Genomic DNA, 22940 nt, shown 5'->3' on the forward strand with positions numbered 1-22940 from the left:
CTGTTAATTAACTGCGATATTTTGGACGATAGTTATCTACCCATAAACGTGTTGCACCGCACACTGCGACTGGCATAACTATTAAGTTTATAAAAGGGATAGCAGTTAACAACATAACAGCAAAACCAAATCCGTATGACAAACCTTGCTTAGATTTTAAATCGTCTTTCATTTGCTTAAAGTCAATTTTATGATTATCAAACGCATAGTCTTCGTATTGAACTGCGTACATCCAACAAGTAAATAACACCCATAGTATTTGACCAATGACCGGTAAAACCCATAACAATATAAAAAAGCCAATTGCGCGAGGAAGGTAGTAGCATAGTTTTGTCCACTCACGGGCAAGCATGCGAGGTATATCTTTAACTAGTTCGGCAAAGCCGTCATCGTTAATTTTTTGACCTGTTAGGTAAAGCTCAACTTTTTCACTCAAGAGCGCATTGAAAGGGGCTGCAATAAAATTAGTGATAACTGTAAAGAGCATACTATAGCTAAACAAAACAACTAATACAGCAATAGGCCACATTAGCCACTCTAACCAGCTTAACCACTCGGGGAGCATGTTGTTTATGTAGCTAAAACTATCACTTAACCAGCCAACTAAAAAAAACAGCGAGCTACCAAACAGCAAAATATTAATTAATAGCGGAATAAGGACAAAACGCTTTAGCCCTTTTTGGCTAATTAATTTAAACCCCGAAAAAAAGTATTCCATACCTTGTGTGATCTGCACTGTAACCTCAAAAAATATTTACCATTACTTATAGTATAAATAGCTTAAAAATTTTGAACAGTACTTTTAAGTAACAAAGTGTTAGCTTTAATATTGTGGTTTTGTTTATATAGTAACAATAGGTGTTCAGTAATATGCAACTATGATTATTTTAGACAGGCCCGATTATTTTTTGCCAATAAAATAAAAAACTTACTAATCATGACTATACTGAACTTTACTGCGTAAGAAAAAAGCGCTTGATTAAAGCTTTTGTTGTTTCAATGTGTATAAATAATACGGGTAAAGGAAAATGGGTACGGATAGGTTAAAAAAGTTATTATCTCACCAGCAAGGCATTTTATCTAAAATTGCATTAGGGGTACCTTTAAGTGAGGTGCTTACTGAAATTTGTTCATCAATCGAGCAGATTATTGATGATGAATCCGCTAGGTGTTCAATCTTATCAGTTAAAGGCCAGCAGCTTTTTCATTGCGCAGCTCCTAATATTCATCCAGAGTACTGTAGTTTGCTTAATGGAGTCTATATAGGGCCAAAAGTGGGCTCATGTGGTACTACTGCATTTTCGAAATCGCGCACTATTGTTGAAAATATCGAAACTTCACCGCTGTGGGAGGACTTTAAAGACTTAGCACTAAAGTTTGGTCTTAAGTCATGTTGGTCAACGCCTATTTTTTCAACTCAAGCCGATTTATTAGGCACCTTTGCTATCTATCACAGCACTCCTAAATCACCATCAAAGCAAGACTTAGAGTTAATCGATTTTTTTGTACACTTTTCTAGTATCGCTCTTGAAAAAAGTAACGAATTTAACAAAGCAAAACAGCTGCTCGCGAATTTACAGCAAAGTAATGAAAAGTTTAAAGCCTTCACTAAGGTAATGCCTGATCTCATTCTTATTTTAAGTGAAGAGGGAATTTATACCGATGTGTATGGTACCTCTAATGAGTTACTGCTTGATTCAAGCAAGGACCTTATTGGTCAAAGTGTTAAGGATCTGCTCTCCCAAGACGATGCACAAATGATAATGGACGTTATTAAAAAAACACTCTCGACTAACGAGACGCAAATTTTTGAATATGAATTAGCTGTACCAAAGGGGAATATAGTTTTTGAAGGCAGGGCTGCTGCATTAGATCATTACCACCCCAATAGTCCTACAAAAAGGCACGTAGTATGGATGGCCAGAGATATTTCAATAAAGAAAAAGGCCGAACAAGAAGTACATAAGCTTGCTTTTTACGACCCATTAACGAATCTTCCAAATAGAAGAATGCTTAGCGACAAATTAAGCATGTGTGTGGAGAGTGTTAAGCGTGATAAAAATATAGGGGCGTTATTATTTTTAGACCTAGATAATTTTAAGCGTATTAATGATTCACTTGGGCACAGTGCGGGTGATGAAGTACTTGTGGAATTATCAAAAAGGTTAAGCGCAATAATAAAAGGCTCTGATACGTTGGCCAGAGCGGGTGGCGATGAGTTTATTATTTTACTAAAACACGTTGGAGAAAATACACAGCAGGCGAGCATCGAGTGCAAAATAGTAGCCAAAGAGATTCAAAGAGCTTTTCATGATAAATTTGAAGTGGGCAATCTTGCATTTCAAGTAAGCTGCAGCATAGGTATTTGTCTAATTGATAGCGTAAATGCGCAGGCAGGCAATATATTAAAATTTGCAGACACGGCTATGTATCGTTCTAAAAATAAAGGGGGGAATAGCAGTAGCTTTTACGATCCAGCCTTACAAACACTGCTTGAAAAACAAACTGAACTAGAAACCGATATAGTCAGGGCGATTGCATCTGATGAGTTTTGTGCTTATTTTCAGCCTCAGGTAAATACGTATGGTGATGTTATTGGTGCTGAAGCACTCATTAGGTGGAACCATCCTCAAAAAGGGTTAATAGCGGCAAACGAATTTATACCAATTGCAGAGCAATACGGGCTTATTCAAAAACTACAAAATATTGTTTTACATGATATATGTATTTTAATAAACGAACTTAAAGCAGATAACATAATTGACGACTCGTTTAGTGTTTCAATTAATATTAGCCAAAGCCAGTTTAATTCATCAAATTTAAAAGGAGAGCTGTTTAGCACTATCAATAAATTTGATATTCGAGCACAGCAAATTAAGTTAGAAATAACCGAGTCAATGCTCTCAAGCGATATAGATTATACAATTAGGCAAATGAAAGAACTCATTGCCGCTGGCTTTTTATTTTCGATTGATGATTTTGGAACCGGTTACTCCTGCTTAGCGTACTTAAGTGCGTTTCCTGTTAAAGAATTAAAAATAGATAAAAGCTTTATTGATAAAATTTTAGATAGCACGGTTGGCTTTAATATTGCGCAAACAATTATCAGTTTAGGAAAAAGCTTAAACTTAGAGGTAGTTGCAGAGGGCGTAGAAACAACAGAACAATATGACTTACTTAAAAAAATGAATATTGACGCCATGCAAGGCTACTTAATTGCAAGGCCGATGGATAAAGAAGGCTATGCAAAATGGCATAGCGCTAATACTAATGCGCAATAATACTTGGACACTACTATTTATTAATTAGTAATAATTTAGCAAAATTTATAAACTTGCTAGGCCACTTTTGCTCTTTTAGCTGGTGAAATGTCATAACCCATATGCTAAATAAGGAGTAAAGATTTTTTAATTAAACAATGCTAAGCTATGACCGCTTAAATATATTATTTAAAGCTTAATAAACTTATAACAATGAATGGAAGCTTTATGCAGTTAGTCGATTTGAACCCGAATGATCCCGACGTGGTAAATGTATTTGATGATATAGACCGACTTATAAATTCTTTATATCCTGTGGCTACCGCACAGTCTCTGGAGTTAAACGAATTAACCTTACCTAATGTGTACGCTATTGGTTTAAAAACTGAAGAAGGTATTATTGCCTGCGGTGCGATTGTAGAGAAATTTGATACCCAGCCTTACGGCGAAATAAGACGTTTATATGTAAAACCAAGTCATCGTGGTAAAGGGCTATCAAGACGTATTATGCAGATTTTATTGCATCAAGCTGGCGAAAAACAAATCCCGTTAATACGCTTAGAAACAGGCCCAAAACAAATAAAATCAATCAATTTATATGAAAATTTAGGCTTTAAACGCTGTAGCAGTTTTGGCTCATATGTAGATAATCCACAAAGTGTTTTTATGGAATTAGGGCTTAGTAAATAAGTTCATTAACGCTGCGACATGTTAAAGCTTAATGTGTCGTAAATATCTTCCTTCATTATTATCTTGTAATAAAAGTCATACTCAAACTAGTAACTATAAAAGCAGCTTTTATAGTGATGCAAAAATACTTCACTGTTTTTAACACCTGTCTTCGTATAAAATCTGCCTCGATAATTAGTGACTAACTTACAAAGCGAGAATTTTTATCTTTTCTAAAAGTAGCAATAAACAAATGAGCGAAATAACAGTAGTAACCCACAATGGTAATTTTCATGCAGATGACGTTTTTAGTATTGCGGTACTTAAACATGTTTTGCCAACGTTTAAATTGGTACGCACACGCGATAAAGCGCTTATAGAAAGTGCCGACTACGTAATAGATGTAGGTGGGGAATACGATCCTGAAACTAATCGCTTTGATCATCATCAACGTGGTGGTGCAGGCGAGCGAGAAAATGGCATTCCTTTTTCATCATTTGGTTTAGTGTGGAAAAAATACGGCTTAGCACTGTGTGATGATAACCAGGCCGTTGCTGATAGAGTGGATTCAGGCTTAGTTTCAACTATTGACGCCATTGATTGTGGTCATGTTGAAGGTGTATCAAAAGGGATAAGCTTGAGCCAAACAATTTCAATGTTTAACCCTACATGGGAAGAAGAAAGTAACTTTGATACCTGTTTTGATGAAGCCGTTGAATTTGCAGCACGTATGCTCATTCGTTTTATCGCCTCAGCTCACGGTAGTGTTAATGCAAAAGAGATTGTCGCCAGAGCAATTGAAAATGCAGACGATGCCAGAGTAATCGTGCTTGAAAAGTACACACCGTGGAAAAAAACAGTGCATATTTTATCAAGTGAGGCGCTATACATGGTTTACCCATCGCATTCTGGGCAATGGATATTACAAACAGTACCCGTTGAGCCTGGCTCGTTTGAAGATAGAAAACCGCTTCCTAAAGCATGGTCTGGTTTATCTGATCAAGCGTTCGTAGATGAAACAGGTATTGATGACGCAGTGTTTTGCCATAATGGTTTATTTATAGCGGGTACCAAGTCGTTTGAAAGCACAATGAAACTTGCCACTATGGCGCTTAGCGAATAACAACGCACTAAGCATAACAATTTATATAGATTGTTATGCTTGTTATTTTTGCGCGGAGCATTATGTTTGAATTAAAAACAATCGCACTTTTTATTATTACAGCCTTAGCTGAAATAGTGGGGTGCTATTTGCCCTACCTTTGGCTAAAACAAGATAAAAGCATTTTACTTTTAATTCCTGCGGCTTTAAGTTTGGCACTATTTGCATGGTTGCTATCTTTACACCCTACTGCTGCCGGACGTGTATATGCAGCTTATGGCGGCGTATATATTTGCGTTGCGCTATTATGGTTATGGGTTGTAGATGGCGTAAAGCTTACTATGTGGGATATTATCGGTGGTTTAGTAGCACTGCTAGGTATGGCAATAATTATGTTCGCCCCAAAGTCTATTTAATTCAAATGCATGCCAAAGCTTACTCATAATGAAATTACCCTTGAACTACCCGAAAGCCGATTTTTTGAAGATATGTTTGGAGTAGACTATCCAGGTTATCTCCCTTATTGGCTTGCTTATATGAGCCCAAAAGAGAGGCAAGCGTACCTCCTAGCTACAAAATCTGAGTATATGGATATAGTTGATGAAATGTATAGCGAAAGTTTTAATTGGCAGGAATGGCTACCTTACCCTTATTAAAACATCGCAAATTGTAATACCAAACCAGCACTCATATTTTAATGGAATAAAAGATTGAATATATTATACCTTGTGATTATTTTTATATTTATAGCAGCTAGTTTCCTATTTTTTGCATTTTTAATTTATAGACTACCAAAACCCCTGCAGCAAAAATGTATTGAAGGTGAAATTGTATTTGTTTTTATTGATAAAAATACATGTTTTAGACACTTTCTTGAAACTGTTATTTTAAGAAATAAAGTAGTTACTTTAGCTGATAATAATACGGCCTTTTATGTAAATGCAAATGACTATAAAAAACTCTGGAAAGTTAGTCCACATAAATTATCTACAATAGGCAATACTTACAAGTTGAGGTTAATTACTACGACTTTACTGTTTGGTGGGTATGGTTTATCTACGGTTGAAAATATGACAGAGATAGATAAAAAGCCAATAATAGTTAAATAAAGAGTCAGTTATACAATACTCATAAGTAGTTGTGTGCGGTTATTGGTGCTGGTGGATGTATGCTAAGCGTTTTTGACGTGCAGTTTTTATTCACTTTGCAGAATACATAGGTAATACTTGGTCACAACACGTTGGCTAAACAGCAGTAATTTGAGGTGTTGAGAACACCTTACTCTAATCCATCAAAAGTAAATTTTATAAACAAAGTAACTCAAGATGAATTTTATTGAATGAGCTAACTCATTTTTGCTAATAAAATTTATAATGAGTCATTTAAAAACAGCCATTTTTTATAACTTTTCTTATCTTTAAAAATCATCAAAGTCCTGTTTTATATATGCTAGCGGGCAATAGTTGTTTGGTTATTTTTTTAACATCAAAAATCACTCGTTACGAGCAAAAATACTTGTTGGACTTGAATCTCTATTTTTCTTTTAATGCGCGGCACTAGCCGAGCCGGCATTAATTAAACAAAAGAGAAAGATAAATGAAAGAGACAACATCACTAGAACAAGCTCGTACGAGCTACAATGTTCGTCATTGGAGCCAAGGTTTTTTTGGTATTAATGATCAAGGTGATGTGTATGTTGCGCCCAAGGCTCATGCACCAGAGCAAACCATTGCATTAACAGATATCGCAAAGCAACTACAAGATAAAGGTTTAAGCTTACCTGCTTTAGTTCGTTTTCCGCAAATTTTACACCATCGTGTACACAGCTTATGCGGCGCATTTAATACTGCGATTGAAAACTATGGTTACCCTAAAGACTATCTATTAGTTTACCCAATAAAAGTAAACCAACAACGTGAAGTGGTTGAAGAAATAGTAGCAAGCCAAGCACAAGTAGAAAAAAAACAACTTGGTTTAGAAGCCGGCAGCAAGCCTGAATTACTAACGGTACTAGCACTGGCTGAAAAAACCAGCGCTGTTATTGTATGTAATGGCTACAAAGATAAAGAATACGTACGTTTAGCACTTATTGGCGAAAAGCTAGGTCATAAAGTGTATATCGTACTTGAAAAGCTTTCTGAGCTAGACATGGTCCTTAGCCAAGCAAAAGAGCTTAACGTAAAACCACGCATTGGTATTCGTGTACGTTTAGCGTCGCAAGGTAAAGGTAAGTGGCAAGCGAGTGGCGGAGAAAAATCAAAATTTGGTTTATCTGCATCGCAAGTTTTACATGTAGTTAATCGTTTAAAAGGCGCAAACCAGCTTGATTTATTGCAGCTTGTGCATTTTCACTTAGGGTCACAAATGGCGAACATTCGTGACGTACGTTTAGGTGTAAGCGAAGCTGCGCGTTTTTACTGTGAGCTACGTAAATTAGGCGCAGAAATTGATTGTCTTGATGTAGGCGGTGGTTTAGCTGTTGATTACGACGGCACGCGTAGTCAGTCGCATAACTCTATGAATTATAGTTTAGCTGAATATGCGAATAACATTGTGTACACCATTGGTGATACATGTAAGCAATATGAGCAACCAATGCCGACTATTATTTCTGAGTCGGGTCGTGCGCTTACGGCGCATCATGCTGTGCTTATTTCTAATGTTATTGGTACTGAAAGTTACACGCCAGAAGAGTTAGTAGCGCCAGCGGCAGATGCACCCCTGTTATTAAAAAACATGTGGGCATCGTTTGTACAGTTAACTGATTTAACGGATGACCGTGCATTAATTGAGATTTATCACGACAGCCAAGGTGATTTAGCTGAAGCGCATAACCAATTTGCACTCGGGTTATTAGACTTAGCGCAGCGTGCGTGGGCTGAACAAATTAATATTCGTATTTGTTATGAACTTAACAAGCACATGGATAACAAAAACCGTTTTCATCGTCCTATTATTGACGAGTTAAACGTACGTTTAGCCGATAAGTTTTTTGTAAATTTTTCGTTATTTCAATCGCTTCCAGATGCATGGGGCATTGATCAAGTGTTTCCGGTATTGCCATTAAGTGGCTTAACTGAAGCACCAAAAAAACGTGCTGTATTACTTGATATAACCTGTGATTCAGATGGCGCACTTGAGCATTACGTAGATGGACAAGGTATTGAAAGCACATTACCTGTACCAGAATTTAGTGCCGATAAACCTTATTTAATGGGCTTTTTCTTGGTGGGCGCTTATCAAGAAATTTTAGGTGATATGCATAACCTGTTTGGCGATACGCACAGCGCAATTGTTAATATGGATGAGCAAGGCGTTGCAAGTATTACCGAGATAAACCAAGGTGACACTGTTGCCGATATGATGCGCTATGTACATTTAGATGTTGAAAGTTTTCAGCAATCATACGAGCAGTTAGTAAGCACTAAAATTGAAAAACACGAACAGCAAAGCGTTTTAGACGAGTTGCAAAACGGCCTTGATGGCTACACTTATTTAGAAGAGTTATAAGCAATGTCAACTTTGTTTGGTCACGCAGATCACTCATTGTACTCAAATGGGATGACGTTTTTACGTCGTCCTATGGTGCAAAACATTAATGCAATTGATGCAGACGTAGTGGTTTTAGGCTTACCATTTGATTTAGCGACCTCGGGCCGCCCTGGTGCGCGCTTAGGCCCTGATGCAATTCGTCGTGCATCGGTTCATTTAGCATGGGAAGACACTAAATACCCGTGGACGTTCCCGTTGTTTGAGCGCTTAAAAGTGGCAGACGCAGGGGACTTTACTTACCCTGTCGGGGATCCTGAGTATTTTACTGCGCAACTAGAAATGGCTGCTGATCAAATACTTCGCCAAGGTAAAACACTATTAGGTTTAGGGGGCGATCACTTTGTAACGCTTCCGCTATTACGTGCTCACGCAAAAATACATGGCAAAATGGCGTTAGTACATTTTGATGCGCACACCGATACCTATAGCAATGGCTCGCGTTTTGATCACGGCACTATGTTTTATCATGCACCAATGGAAGGGCTGATTGATGTTGAGCACAGTATACAAATAGGTATTCGTACCGACTTTGATCAAAGTAAACATGAGTTTGCTGTGATTGATGCAATGCAAGCCAACGATTTACATGCTAATGATATTGCAGCGCAAATACTTGAGCGAGTAGGTGACCTACCTGTTTACTTAACGTTTGATATAGATTGTTTAGACCCTGCGTTTGCGCCTGGTACAGGCACTCCTGTGTGTGGTGGTTTAACGTCAGATAAAGTACTTAAAGTACTGCGTGCGCTAAAAGGCATAAACATGGTGGGTATGGATGTGGTAGAAGTATCACCTTCGTACGACCAAAGTGAGCTTACCGCAATTGCTGCAGCAACCATTGCGAGCGAATTACTGCATTTGTGGACGCATAAAAATAAGTACTAATTTTATAAATTTTGTACTACAAAAAAGGGTATACATTTGCATACCCTTTTTTATTTAGAGGTATCGATTATTCAACTGCTCAATTTCTTTTAACCAAATAACGCTTAGCCCAATAAGCGGCAGGTTAGTAGTTACAGGGTTAAATGCTTCAATAAGCAATTGTGGCTGCATTGCAACTACAGCGAGTAAAAGGCCAATTAATGCTAAAACATTTAAAATTACTAGATGTTTATTTTTATAAAATACAAATAAACACACGCCAAATATAATTTCACCAATTCCCGCTGAACGTGTAATTAAATCAGACACCTGTTCAGAATAGCCCGCACTGCCAGTCATTAATTTTTCAAGCGGTGCAATATGATAAAGCTTTGGGAAAAAGCCGTGATATATCCAACTTAAACTCACTATGTAGCGAGCAAGTTGAATATAACCGCGATTATTTCCTAGCATTGTCAATACGCTCTTGTGCACTTGGGTGGCTAGATAAGTACTCTAATAAGTCATTTACTTTTTCTAGGTGTTCGTTTTCGCTGGTATGGCTTTCTTGCAGCGCTTCTATTGCATCAGCAAAGTCATTACTCGAATACCCAAGCGATTCTAATTGGGTGAGTGCAAAGCTATCTGCCTCGCGTTCCATATCTCGTGAAAACCCTTGCTGAGCAAACGATGCACCCGTACCTAATGCAACCTCTGCAACTCCCTCTAAATCACCAAATACAACTGCTAGTACAATCGTACTTGCGGCAGATTGTGCTGTAATACGTACGCTATGCTGGTGGACTACATGGCCCATTTCGTGTAGCAATACCGCTTTTAGTGCATTGGGTTTATCGGCAAGTAAATTTGCTAAATCATCGGTTACCACGATACGGCCATGGGGTAGTGCAAACGCGTTAGCACCAAAGCTGTCTGATTTATAAAACGATAACCTATAAACCGATTGATCAAGCGATAACGCATTAAGCATACTTGTAAAATGTGCTTGTACTTTAGTTTGCTGCTCTGCGGGCAGCTCACTTGGGTCAAGCGCAATCTTTTTAATTAGTGTAAAACTTTGCTCCCCCATCTGTTCCACAACATTACGTGGCAGGGTATCAACACTATAAACAGCAATGGCCGGTACCGCTTTATAAAGTACTAACCACATAAAAAGTGGTGTAAATATGACTGCGGCTAAAATTACCCATTTACTTTTTTCAAGGCGCTCCATTATGTGATGGTTATTTTCTTTAAATGGCCATCTGTAACTTACATCTTGAGGGATAAAACGACTGCCATCTTCAAAGTTTAATTCGTCGGCAAGTCCTGCCATCCCTGAACTTAATGTTAGACTTGAGATTACGTGGCGAGCGATAACGTGTTCATCGTTGATAACCTCAATGTGTGTGTCGCTAATAGTGGCAACACACACTTGATAGTTACTCGATGCGATGGGGAAAAAATGTCCCTTTACATGCATGGTGAGCTCTTAAGTTAGAGAAAGGTCAATATCAAATACGTTTGCAGCTTCTTCAGCAAATGATGATTGCTGTTCTTGCGCGGTATCGATTAGGTTTAATGCACCAGGATAAATAGTGACGTTAGTTACATCAGCGAGCATTTTTGATGTACGTACTTTTGTCCATGGGTATGCAAGCCCTAAAGAAAATACAATAGCCAACATATTAGTTAATAGTAAAACAGCGAAAGGAATTGGTTTTAGCTCTGATTTAAATGTAGCAACGCCTTCAAAATGGCTGTTATCAAAAATGTGATTTCTAATAGCGGCGTGCCATACAGCAGAAACAATGGCAATCATTAGCACATAGGCAATCATCATAAAGATAGGAAGCATAACCATCGCTGCAGAGTTTTCTAAATTTTGTTGGTTTTCAATATCTACTAAGTTGAGGCCAAATAATCCTAAAATCCCCATAAATACCACCATGGTGATAGAGCTCACTACAAAGCAAATAAGCGCTGTTAGGTAATAGGTTTCGCCTTTAAGATTTACAGTAAGTGGTTTATCGCCATAACTAATATTGCTATGGATATAACTATCAATACGTTTTATAACATAAGGCATTAATAAATAAAGCGTAAATATGCTTGCAATAGGTAAAAGTATAAAGTTAACAAAGGCTTCGCCATAACTGCCTTTAAAAGCAAAGCGAACATTACGATGGCGGGTCATACGCAGATTAAAACGTAAGCCTTGGTTAATAATCCATGGCATTAAAAAGATAAAACCAAGAGCAATAAATAGGCCTAAAATAGGCATAAAGCTAATTGAGAATGTGTAAATAAAAAATACAACAACCGCTAAAATCCGACCTTTTAAAATTTGTATTGGTGTTGCTAGGTAGTCAAAACTATGGCCATCTATACGGGTGTGGCCGTAAAAATAGCGATGCGTACGTACTTTTGCCCACGCCGAATATATGCCAAGCGTAATAACGCTAAGTAATATATTTACAATCCAAATTCCAAAAAACTCACCACCTTTACCACTAAATTGCACTTTTCCGCTAAAAATTGGTTCAGCAGGTTCATTTATTGGTGGGGTTGTTTCAGATGGGGTAGGGTGTATTGATTCCATTAAATTATATCCATGTTGTTTTTTTGTTAATTTACCCATTTTTAGTGCAAAATTCAATGTTTATAATTATCCAACCCTTCTGCAAACAGCTATGAATAGGCGTTTTAAATATTGAGTTAAATACTCTAATACTTTTTTATAAATAAACCTCGCTGGTTTATTTATTTGGCTGGTAACTGGGGTCTTTAGCTTATTAATATGCGATTTAGCTACTATACATACTTAGTGCTGCTTAAATGTAATGGCATTAATTATGTATTAAGCACACCTACGTACAATTAAGCTAATTGATTTATATGCCAAAATAATAGATTGTAAGAGTAGTGCGGATGTAAATTTATTTAGGTTTTACAGCTTTTATCACCGCTTTAAATAACATTAGGATATTTATTATGTTCCAAGCAGTCGTGTTAGGGGGGTTAGAGTTTAGCCCGCTGATTGTTTACTTCCCAATAGCATTTATTTTAACGGCGTTGACTCGTTTTGCTTTGCATCGACTAGATTGGCATGACCGTATTTGGAAAGTGGCTTGGTTTGAGGTGTCACTATTTGTTTGTTACTTGGCACTCGCCGTCTATTTATACCAATCTGTTTAATTAATTGAGCTATTTTGAGGCAAGAAAACCGTGTCGATAACAAGGCAAAAATTTCGTTATTTAGTTGTTCTATATCAGAAATTTTTAACACAGTTAGCGTCAGGTTTAAGCCCTCAAATTACTCAAGTATTATTGCGGGTTGGTATTACTAAGTGGAAGATAAATTGAATGATTAAATATCTGCGTATTACTTTTACTATCTTGGTTGTTATAGCTGCGGTTTTTGCTGGGCGTTGGGTATGGACTGACTACATGCATACTCCTTGGACGCGTGATGGGCGTATTCGAGCCGATATTGTCACGGTTGCTCCAGACGTGTCGGGTTGGGTAACTGCTTTAAATATTAAAGATGGTCAAAACGTACAAAAAGGCGAGGTACTTTTTAATGTTGATAAAAAGCGTTATCAAGCAGCGCTTGATAAAAGTAAAGCAAACACAGAAAACGCATTGTATACATGGGAACTTGCTAAACATAAATACGAAAGACGTGTTGAGCTAAACACTCAACAGGCAATAAGTGAAGAAACTTTAGAGTCAACACGTATCAATACTAAAATTGCTGAGGCAAATTATAACCTAGCCAAGACAGAGCAAACAATTGCGCAGTTAAATGTTGATAGAACTAAAATTGTTGCGCCTGCATCAGGGCAAATAATTAATTTAAATTTACGCCAAGGCAACTATGTAGCTCAAGGCACGCCTGTTTTTGCTATTGTTCAGTCAGATTCGTTTTATGTAACGGGTTACTTTGAAGAGAGTAAAATACCGCTTATTTATCCTGATCAAAAAGCTAAAATAGCGCTTCTAAGCGGTGGTAAGCAATTAACAGGGCATGTAGTGAGTGTAGGTAAAGCCATTGCAAATACGAATACACAAAGTAACGGACAACTTTTACCGCAAGTACAACAAACATTTAATTGGGTACGTTTATCACAGCGTATACCTGTTGATATTAAGTTAGATTCATTGCCCGAAAATACACAGCTTAGCGCAGGAATGACCGCCACTATACATCTCGCTACACGTTAAGGGGAATACAGTGGGCGTTGTATTACAAAATTTGTTTTTTCCAAAAAAACAGGCAATTATTTTTGCGACTAAGGGCGTTATAGCCATGGTGATGGCGCTCACTATTGCTATGTCGCTTAATCTTGAAAGGCCTTATTGGGCGTTAGTCTCGGCTATTTTTTTGCAATTACGCCCGCAAAGCGGATTAGTTATTGAAAAAGCAATTTGCCAAATAATAGGCACCATAGTGGGCGGTTTATTTGGCATATTGCTTTTAACTCAGTTAATTCTCTACCCTTATTTAGCGCTCGGTGCACTGGCATTATGGTTGGGGGTGAACTCTGCGTTATCGGCAATGGTACGCCAAGCAAACTTTGTTTATGCGTTTGCTATGGCCGGTGTAACAGCCGCCATTATTGTGCTTTTAGTCATGGTTACTCCGGCAATGGTGAGCAGCCAAAGTATATTTGATATTGCACAAGCGCGAGTAAGCGAAATAATAATAGGTTCTGTATGTGCTGGGCTTGTGAGTCATCTATTTTGGCCTGTAAAGGTTAAACATTTACTGCAAACACAAGCGCGGTCGGTTATAAATCAAACGTTACATTATTTAGTTATTGAGCTTGATTCTAAGGGCTCGCACGAAAACCGTCATCAGCAAATAGATGGCATTATGGCAACATTGGGATCAATAAACGAAGATTCCAGCGCAGTAAGGTACGAAGGACCAAAAGGTCCAGGACGCTCGCGTGCTGCAAATCAGTTGTCGCAAAAAGTACTTTCTTTATTGGCCTTAATTCAAATAATTGGCCGTCTACAGCGAAACCACGAAGACCTTATTACACCTACTTTAGATAAATTAATAAGTAAACTTAAGCACGTATTTGCGCAAATTAAAGAGTCTGACGATTTTGATTACTGCGCCGAACAAGTTAAAACGCTGCGTAAAGAGCTAACCGACTATAGAGCAAATACGGTGTGTGATTCGCCATTTGAATCTCACATGCTCAATGTGAGCTTAGAAGTAGCAGCCGACTTAACAATTTTACTACGCGCATACAGAGCGTTAGAAGAGCGTGATAAAACATTATTAAATGCACCCAGTATGCTTACATATCGCGACCCATTAGCTGGCATTATTGTTGGATTTAGAACTGCTTTGGTATTTTCTATCGGCGCATTTATTTGGATTAATACAGGCTCTTCTGCTGCATTATTAATTATGATTTTACCGGTCATATTTTCGATAATGTTGGCGAGAATACCGTTAGCTATTTTACAGGTGGTAATAAAGCGTTTATTGGTAGGCGTGGTGGTTGCTGCTATTGTAACTATTTTTTACGCACTCAATTTATTATCACAAAGTGGTGGGCAATTAGAAATATTGCTACTTGTATTAGCAGGGCCTTATTTTTTGGGTTTACTGCTGCTAGCTGATCAACAAACATTGCCATATGGCTTGGGGTTTTGTATCCCATTTACGATTTTGGTAAGACCCAGTACCGATATGAGCCTTGCGTTTTCAATCGATTACACACTTAGCTCTGCAATGGCAATTTTTGCGGGGGTGAGTATTTTATTTTGGATTTTTCAGTTATTCACAGGCCCGAGTGTACAATTACTTGTTCATCGTGTTTTTAAGGCCACTTATAAAGATTTACTCGAAATAAATAACCATCCAACCCCAAGTATTTGGTATAACCGCCGCATGGCCGATAGGTTAATTCGCCTAACTAATTACGATCAAGGTTCACACTCACGCGTTATTACAGATCTTGCACTAACCGCTCTAAATTTAGGGCATGCGTCGGTACGTTTAAACTCAATTTGTGAAAATTTGGCTGGTAATACAAAGCTAAAGTATTTAAATGAGTGGCAGCGAACATTAGCCGATGCATTTATGTTGGCAACCAAGGGCAAGTTTAATAATAAGTTTAAGCAAGCGTCAGATAATCTTTATGGGGAATTGGCTCAGACGGTTGACGATTCAAATCAATTAGAAGCAATAAAAGGCATGTTTATTCGCATTAATCTGACCTTTGAAAGAAGTGCGAGTAAGATAAATTAGCCCCATTCGCTGCTTTTCGAGTTCAGATGTTATAGCGAAATCTGTTATACTTGCTGGATAATTTTATGGGGCTGTTATGATTTCAAAAAACCAACTCAAACTTATTCGCCAACTTGGCCAAAAAAAGTACCGAAAGCAATATAATCAATACCTTGTACAGGGTGAGAAAAACGTACTTGAGTTATTAAACAGCCCATTAAATGTGGTTAATATTTTTGCTACAAACGAATTTATAAATGCGTACCAAGGTAAGTATCAGCACGCTAATTTTATTGAAGCTGATGAAGAAGTCCTCACCAAAGCCAGCACGCTAGTTAGCAATAATGCAGCCATTGCTATTGTTGATATGCCAAAGGCAGCTTTACCACAAGCAAGTGGCTTAATACTCGCACTTGATGGCGTATCAGACCCTGGTAATTTAGGCACAATAATAAGAGTGGCAGACTGGTACGGTATTAAACATATAGTAACTAGCACCGACAGCGCAGACGCTTACAACCCAAAAACAATTAGCGCCACGATGGGCTCATTTGTAAGGGTATCGGTAAGCCAAGTAGATTTACCTGATTACCTACAGTCTTTAAATTTACCTGTTTACGGTGCTTTTTTAGATGGGCAAAGCGTGCATAAAACCCAATTTACGGGCTCAGGCGTTTTACTAATGGGCAGTGAGTCGCATGGAATACGCGAGACATGTGCAAAGTTAGTAACTAATAAAATCACCATCCCCGCTTTTGGTGGTGCAGAATCGCTTAATGTTGCAATGGCGACCGGTATTATTTTAGATAATTTTAAACGACAAGCTTAACAATTTAACTGTTAATGAGTTAAATTGTTTGTAATCAATAACAATAATAATCGGTAATAACAATAAGATGCGCTTAAGCACTATTAAATTAGCGGGCTTTAAATCGTTTGTAGAGCCCACTAAAATTCCATTTCCTGATCAAATGACGTGTGTTGTTGGGCCCAATGGCTGTGGCAAATCTAACGTTATTGATGCAGTACGATGGGTGCTAGGTGAAAGCTCTGCTAAAAACCTGCGTGGCGACGCCATGACCGACGTTATTTTTAATGGCTCAACTAATCGAAAAGCCATATCACAAGCCTCTGTAGAGCTTGTTTTTGATAACGATAAAGGAAGTCCTTCAAACACATTTGCCGATCGAAACCAAATTGCTATTAAGCGTTTAGTAACGCGCGACGGACAGTCACTGTATTTTTTAAATGGCAGTAAATGCCGTAAGCGTGATATTACCGATATATTTTTAGGCACCGGTCTTGGTCCACGTAGTTACGCAATTATTGAGCAAGGGATGATCTCGCGCTTAATAGAAAGTAAACCACAAGAGCTGCGCGTATTTTTAGAAGAAGCCGCTGGCGTTTCTAAATACAAAGAGCGTCGCCGCGAAACTCAAACTCGTATAAAGAGCACTCGCGAAAATCTTGAACGTTTGTTAGATGTGCGTAAAGAATTACAAAGCCAGCTCGATAAATTGGCTGTGCAGTCGGTTGATGCAAAAAAATACCGCGAATTAAAAGCACAAGAACGTACGCTAAAAGGCCAAATTGCCGTTTTAAAATGGCAAAAGTTACATCAGCAGCAACTTGAAAAAAGTGCCCAAATTAAAAAACTTAATGATCAAATTTTGTTTTTTAAAACCGCTAACTCAGGGCATGACGATGTACTTGCAAGCCTAGAGGGGCAAGTACAAGCCCAGCAAGATAAACTAAGCGATGCACAGCATCAGCAACATGTAATACACACCGAGCTTACTCGCGCTGAGCAACAACAAATCAATGTAAAGCAGCAAACCCAAACGCTTAAACAAAGTTTAATTAAATTACAGCAACGCCAAATTCAAAGTGCTGAGGTAAAATCGCAGCAGCAAATTGTGTGCGAGCAACTTAATGAAGCCCTGCAAGAGGCAAATGAAAACGCCTTAATATGTGAAGAGCAAGTTAGTGGGTTAACGCATGAACTTGAGGAATTATTAGCACTTAAGCAGCGCCACCATACTCATTGGCAAGCTTTGTGTGAGCAACAGCAACAGCTTAATAATAACGTGCAACTACATAGTAGTCACATTAAACAAACTCAGCAGCAAATAAGCCACGTTAACGAGCAAATTGATCAGTTAACTGTTCAGCTTAGTGAGCTACAAAGTAGTGATGTAGAGCAGCAGTTAATACAGCAAACACAGCAAACACAAACCTTAACTCAAGAACTTGCCGCTAAACAAACAGCACATACGAAGTGCACTGCTAAGCTTGAAGTGCAAAATGAGCTTGTTAATAACTCACAAAAACAATATTCGACGCTCACTCAAACAATAAACGAGTTAAAAGCCAGTATAACGGGGCTTAAAAGTACATTAGGGCTTGATGAGAAAAGTGAACGTACTAATGGTTTGTTTAATCAGCTAGGTGTTAAAGAAGGCTTTGAGCTTCTAATAGAGCAAGCACTTAAATCTTTAGAGCATTTAAATGTAAGTGAGCAGCAAGCTGATAACAGTGTGTGGCCAAATAGTGATAAAAGCATGCCAACAAATAGCTTAGCTACATATATAACAAGCGGTGTTTATCCAGAGCATTTAGCACGTATTGCTTATAGTGAAAGCGGTGATTTAGAAATACTAAAAGATAGTTTTTATACAGCCATTATGGATAAAAACGGTGCTTTATATGGTCGTAACTGGCATGTAAGTGCCGAATGTAATGCAGAAAACTCATTACTTTTAAAGCATAAGCAATTGCAAGATAAAGCTCAGCAGTTAAATAATGCCGAGGACGAGCTAAAACAAGTAACACACACGCGTGACGAACATACAGCTGAGCAAATAAAATTAATTAACGAACAAAGCGAGCTTAAAGAAGCCATACATGAGCTTGCGCAAAATATAGCAGTAGCCAGTACGCGCAGCGATATGCTCAAACAGCAAGTAGCGCACTTTAAGTTACAACTAGAAAAGCTACAGCAACAAAAACAGCAATTAACCACTGCGCTTTTACAATTAAATACCGTGCTTGATGAGCAAGTAGCGCAATTTGAAGTGTTAAATGAGCAGCAACTCAACTTAGCGGATGAAGTAGACGCTGCAAATAGTTTGCGCTCACAAAGTGATAAAAGTTATAGCGAAGCATTAAGCATGCTTGAGCAATATAAAACACAAGCGCATAAGGCAACGCTCTCAGAGCAAAAGGCACGCAGTGAATGGCAGTTAAGCCAAACCAAATTGAGCCATGCAGAGCAAGAGCACGTTAGTGCATCTGAAGGTGCGCAAGAACTACTTAGTGAAATAGAAGAGCTGCTAATACCAGAGCAAGAACTTAGCGATAAAATTACGCAGCTCTTAGCACAGCATCAAAAAGGTGAGCAGGCATTAGTATTGCTACAAAAAGAATTAGCTCAGGCGAAAGAGAGCTTAAACACTAAGCAAATAAGCCTTAAAAATTCACAAGGTGAGCTGGTGGGCTTGCAAGAGCAGCACCAAAAGCTAACAATTGAAGAACAAAGTTTAGTAATAAAAGCGCAAGTTGCGCTTGAGCCATTAGAAGAATTAAAACAAAGCTTAAAAGCAATACTTGATGAATTACCAGATTCATTAAATTTAAGTGCAGCACAAAATCAGTTAACAGGATTTACTAATCAGTTAGATAAATTAGGTGCAGTAAACTTGGCGGCAATAGAAGAGTTTGATTTAGCCAAAGCACGTAGTGACTATCTTGATAATCAATTAGATGATTTAACAAAAGCGTTAAGCACCCTTGAAGGTGCAATTCGTAAAATTGATATTGAGACCAAAACACGCTTTAAAGCGACGTTCGATCAAGTTAACGAAGACTTTGCTGAGCTATTTCCTAAAGTTTTTGGTGGTGGGAGCGCGTATTTAGAATTAACCAGTGACGATTTACTCGAAAGTGGTGTTAGTATAATGGCACGACCACCGGGTAAGAAAAATTCAACAATTCATTTGTTAAGTGGTGGAGAAAAAGCGCTGACCGCATTATCATTAGTGTTTTCTATATTCAGGCTCAATCCAGCTCCTTTCTGTATGCTGGACGAAGTAGATGCACCACTAGATGATGCCAACGTTGTGCGTTTTTGCCGTTTGGTTGAAGAAATGTCACAATCAGTGCAGTTTATTTATATTAGTCATAATAAAATTGCGATGGAAATGGCAGGTAGATTAACAGGTGTTACTATGGCAGAACCTGGCGTATCGCGTATGGTTGCTGTAGATATAGAGCAAGCTGTGCAACTTGCACACGCATAAATTTTTATAACAAGTGTATTAGTTTTTCATTAATATACAGGTTTTAGGCATATCAAATAATAAAAGGTGAGGGGATGGCCGAACAATTAAGATGGGTTTTAATCGTTATCAGTGTAATTGTCATTGGTGGTTTATTAATACATGGATTGTGGTCAGTTAGAAAAAAAGACCGCCCAGAAGTATCGGATAATGAACGGGTTGAGCCATTACAACAAAGCGCACCAGCTTCATCTAAACCGTTTCGTACTGAGGCTGAGCCAAAAGAGCCAATGCAAGACGAACGTGATGAGCCACAATTTGGCGAGCTTAACTTTGATGCAAATGAGCCGCAAATTGATACAAGCGTGCCAGAAACACCGATTGAAGACGACCTAGAGATAGTTGATGATCTTGAAACAAAAGATCAAAGTGCTGAAGAAGCGCCTGCTCAAATGTCTGACTTTGTTATTGTGCATATTCAAATGCCAGAAGAGCTTAGTATGCAGGGCAGTAAATTATTACCAGCAGTTAATACTTTAGGTTTTAAATATTCAGAGGAAGGTTTTTTTAATCGCCACTTAGATCCGGCTGGCCAAGGCCCTGTTTTATTTAGATTAGTAAATATGTATAACCCAGGTACGTTTGATATTGATAATATGGAACAATTTAGTACCGCTGGGGTAAGCTTATTTATGACGTTACCGTGCGACGGCGATGGTCTAGCGGCATTTAATATGTTGCACAGCGCAGCTAAAAAGTTAGCGGATGAATTTGGTGCACAAATTTTAGATGCTGAGCGAAATGAAATGACAGTAGAGCGCATCAGGCAATATGTTGAACAGGTTCGTTCTTTTTCAGCGTAAATAACGCATACATTATATTTTTATAAGCCACTGGACGGTGAATCGTCAAAGTGGCTTTTTTTATGTTTATTGAGGTTTAAATGTCTAGCAGCATTAGTGAGCAAATTAATCATCTTCGTACTACATTAGAGCAACACAACTATAACTATTATGTGCTCGACACCCCCAGTATTCCTGATTCTGAATACGATAGGTTATTACGCGAATTAAGCGCACTAGAGATGCAGCACCCTGAATTTTTAACCGCCGACTCTCCGACACAAAAAGTAGGCGGTGCCGCACTGAGTAAATTTGAGCAAGTAGCGCACCAAGTACCCATGTTATCGCTTGATAACGCGTTTAGTGAAGAAGAATTCACTGCGTTTAATCGTCGTATAAAAGAGCGCTTAATGAGTACTGATGAGCTTACTTTTTGTTGTGAGCCAAAACTTGATGGATTAGCCGTATCAATTATTTATCGTGATGGTGTGCTTGTACAAGCGGCTACGCGGGGTGATGGCTTTACCGGTGAAAACATTACTCAAAATGTTAAAACCATTCGTAATGTACCGCTTAAGTTACGTGGTGATTACCCAAAAGAGCTTGAAGTGCGCGGCGAAGTATTTATGGACAGCGCTGGCTTTGATAAATTAAATACTGAAGCGCAAAAACGCGGTGAAAAAGTATTTGTTAACCCGCGTAATGCAGCCGCGGGGAGTTTGCGTCAACTCGACTCTAAAATTACCGCTAAACGCCCACTCATGTTTTATGCGTACAGCACCGGGCTTGTTGCTGATGGCAGCATTCCTGAGGATCACTATCAGCAATTAGAAAAGTTAACTGATTGGGGGCTACCTTTGTGCCCAGAAACAAAATTAGTTGAAGGTCCTAAAGCCGCGCTCGAGTACTACAGCGATATTTTAACGCGCCGTGGTGAGCTTAAATATGAAATTGATGGCGTAGTAATAAAAATAAACCAAAAGGCCTTACAAGAGCGTTTAGGCTTTGTGGCACGTGCTCCTCGTTGGGCTATAGCGTATAAATTTCCCGCGCAAGAGGAAATAACCCAACTACTTGATGTTGATTTTCAAGTCGGTCGTACTGGCGCCATTACACCTGTTGCACGTTTGAAGCCTGTTTTTGTGGGTGGCGTTACCGTATCAAATGCAACGCTTCATAACAGTGATGAAGTTGCACGTTTAGGCGTAAAAGTAGGCGATACAGTTATTATTCGCCGCGCAGGAGATGTAATCCCACAAATAACGCAAGTTGTACTTGAGCGCCGCCCTGATGATGCCAGCGATATCGAATTTCCAGTAATTTGTCCTATTTGTGACTCTCATGTTGAAAAGGTTGAAGGCGAAGCTGTCGCTCGTTGTACGGGTGGGCTTGTATGTCCTGCACAACGCAAACAAGCAATTAAACACTTTGCGTCACGCAAAGCGCTGGATATAGACGGCCTTGGCGATAAAATTGTTGATCAGCTGGTAGACAGAGAGCTTATAAAAACACCCGCTGATTTGTTTATTTTAAAACAAGGACATTTTGAGTCACTTGAACGCATGGGACCTAAGTCAGCCAAAAATTTAGTAACAGCCCTTGAAGAGGCGAAAGGCACTACGCTTGCTAAGTTTTTATATTCATTAGGTATTCGCGAAGCAGGTGAGGCAACAGCACAAAATTTAGCTAATCACTTCCTTACCCTTGAAAATATAATAAATGCCAGCATTGATAGTTTAACGCAGGTAAGTGATGTAGGCGAAATAGTTGCAACGCATGTTCGTGGCTTTTTTGATGAAGAGCATAATTTAGCAGTTGTTAATGCGCTTATAGAGCAAGGCGTAAACTGGCCAGCGTTGAGTGCGCCTTCTGAGGAAGAGCAACCACTCGCAGGACTTACATATGTACTTACCGGCACGCTTAATACACTTAACCGCAATGATGCTAAAGCTCGCTTGCAGCAATTAGGTGCTAAAGTATCTGGTAGCGTATCAGCGAAAACTGATGCGTTAGTCGCAGGTGAAAAAGCAGGTTCAAAACTAACTAAAGCGCAAGATTTAGGTATCGACATACTCACGGAAGATGAATTAATTGAGCTGCTTAAAAAGCATAATGGCTAGG

Annotated in this window: 18 protein-coding genes; 14 read left to right on the top strand and 4 right to left on the bottom strand. The window is 38.6% G+C overall.

Going from position 1 to position 22940, the window contains the following annotated elements:
* Positions 1-7: 7 nt before the first annotated feature.
* Positions 8-718, bottom strand: coding sequence for a sulfate transporter CysZ (gene cysZ, locus H5160_RS07910; RefSeq protein WP_182671383.1), 711 nt, complete (start codon positions 716-718; stop codon positions 8-10).
* Positions 719-1028: 310 nt separating this feature from the next.
* Here cysZ and H5160_RS07915 point away from each other — a divergent pair, with 310 nt between their 5' ends.
* The 7 genes from H5160_RS07915 (at position 1029) to speB (ending at position 9468) form a co-directional block, all read left to right on the top strand.
* Positions 1029-3281, top strand: a complete 2253-nt coding sequence (locus H5160_RS07915) for an EAL domain-containing protein (RefSeq protein ID WP_024597466.1) — start codon at positions 1029-1031, stop codon at positions 3279-3281.
* Between the two features lie 207 nt (positions 3282-3488).
* Positions 3489-3950 (top strand): GNAT family N-acetyltransferase, encoded by a 462-nt coding sequence (locus H5160_RS07920; RefSeq protein WP_002958569.1) that lies wholly within the window; start codon positions 3489-3491, stop codon positions 3948-3950.
* A gap of 232 nt (positions 3951-4182) precedes the next feature.
* Positions 4183-5052: an MYG1 family protein gene (locus tag H5160_RS07925; RefSeq protein ID WP_154903389.1), complete on the top strand. Its 870-nt coding sequence runs from the start codon at positions 4183-4185 to the stop codon at positions 5050-5052.
* Between the two features lie 62 nt (positions 5053-5114).
* A complete protein-coding gene (locus tag H5160_RS07930) occupies positions 5115-5447 on the top strand; it encodes a YnfA family protein (protein ID WP_096794091.1) in 333 nt (110 codons plus the stop codon).
* A 294-nt stretch (positions 5448-5741) separates the two neighbouring features.
* Positions 5742-6140, top strand: coding sequence for a hypothetical protein (locus H5160_RS07935; protein ID WP_024605431.1), 399 nt, complete (start codon positions 5742-5744; stop codon positions 6138-6140).
* 487 nt (positions 6141-6627) lie between these two features.
* Positions 6628-8541, top strand: a complete 1914-nt coding sequence (gene speA / locus H5160_RS07940; RefSeq protein WP_182737192.1) for a biosynthetic arginine decarboxylase — start codon at positions 6628-6630, stop codon at positions 8539-8541.
* A gap of 3 nt (positions 8542-8544) precedes the next feature.
* Positions 8545-9468 carry an agmatinase gene (gene speB / locus H5160_RS07945; RefSeq protein ID WP_024597470.1) on the top strand — a complete coding sequence of 308 codons (924 nt, stop codon included), beginning with the start codon at positions 8545-8547 and terminating at the stop codon, positions 9466-9468.
* 54 nt (positions 9469-9522) lie between these two features.
* On the opposite strand, the gene H5160_RS07950 is transcribed toward speB, so the two are convergent.
* From H5160_RS07950 to H5160_RS07960, 3 genes are read right to left on the bottom strand one after another with little or no spacing between them, the layout of a single operon-like run.
* Positions 9523-9921, bottom strand: a complete 399-nt coding sequence (locus H5160_RS07950; protein ID WP_182737193.1) for a DoxX-like family protein — start codon at positions 9919-9921, stop codon at positions 9523-9525.
* Positions 9908-10930: a M48 family metallopeptidase gene (locus H5160_RS07955; protein ID WP_182695307.1), complete on the bottom strand. Its 1023-nt coding sequence runs from the start codon at positions 10928-10930 to the stop codon at positions 9908-9910. The genes H5160_RS07950 and H5160_RS07955 overlap by 14 nt, the downstream gene beginning before the upstream one ends.
* A 9-nt stretch (positions 10931-10939) precedes the next feature.
* Complete coding sequence (locus tag H5160_RS07960; protein WP_002958576.1) at positions 10940-12049, bottom strand: YjgN family protein; 1110 nt, start codon at positions 12047-12049, stop codon at positions 10940-10942.
* 392 nt (positions 12050-12441) lie between these two features.
* Between H5160_RS07960 and H5160_RS07965 the strand changes: the two genes are divergently transcribed.
* The 7 genes from H5160_RS07965 to ligA all read left to right on the top strand — a co-directional run bounded on the left by H5160_RS07965 (position 12442) and on the right by ligA (position 22939).
* Positions 12442-12645 (top strand): DUF1656 domain-containing protein, encoded by a 204-nt coding sequence (locus H5160_RS07965; protein WP_024605434.1) that lies wholly within the window; start codon positions 12442-12444, stop codon positions 12643-12645.
* A 168-nt stretch (positions 12646-12813) separates the two neighbouring features.
* Positions 12814-13674, top strand: coding sequence for an HlyD family secretion protein (locus H5160_RS07970; RefSeq protein ID WP_138489375.1), 861 nt, complete (start codon positions 12814-12816; stop codon positions 13672-13674).
* Between the two features lie 10 nt (positions 13675-13684).
* Positions 13685-15721 carry an FUSC family protein gene (locus H5160_RS07975; RefSeq protein WP_182695306.1) on the top strand — a complete coding sequence of 679 codons (2037 nt, stop codon included), beginning with the start codon at positions 13685-13687 and terminating at the stop codon, positions 15719-15721.
* Between the two features lie 76 nt (positions 15722-15797).
* Complete coding sequence (locus H5160_RS07980; protein WP_182724598.1) at positions 15798-16529, top strand: RNA methyltransferase; 732 nt, start codon at positions 15798-15800, stop codon at positions 16527-16529.
* A gap of 67 nt (positions 16530-16596) precedes the next feature.
* Positions 16597-19998: a chromosome segregation SMC family protein gene (locus H5160_RS07985; protein ID WP_182737194.1), complete on the top strand. Its 3402-nt coding sequence runs from the start codon at positions 16597-16599 to the stop codon at positions 19996-19998.
* Positions 19999-20072: 74 nt separating this feature from the next.
* Positions 20073-20840, top strand: a complete 768-nt coding sequence (gene zipA, locus H5160_RS07990; RefSeq protein ID WP_024596342.1) for a cell division protein ZipA — start codon at positions 20073-20075, stop codon at positions 20838-20840.
* An 80-nt stretch (positions 20841-20920) separates the two neighbouring features.
* The gene (gene ligA, locus H5160_RS07995) at positions 20921-22939 is read left to right on the top strand and encodes an NAD-dependent DNA ligase LigA (protein ID WP_182737196.1); all 2019 of its coding nucleotides are present in this window, start codon (positions 20921-20923) and stop codon (positions 22937-22939) included.
* Position 22940: the final 1 nt, after the last annotated feature.

The organism is Pseudoalteromonas sp. SG43-4 (genome assembly GCF_014164325.1).
Taxonomy (GTDB): domain Bacteria; phylum Pseudomonadota; class Gammaproteobacteria; order Enterobacterales; family Alteromonadaceae; genus Pseudoalteromonas; species Pseudoalteromonas distincta.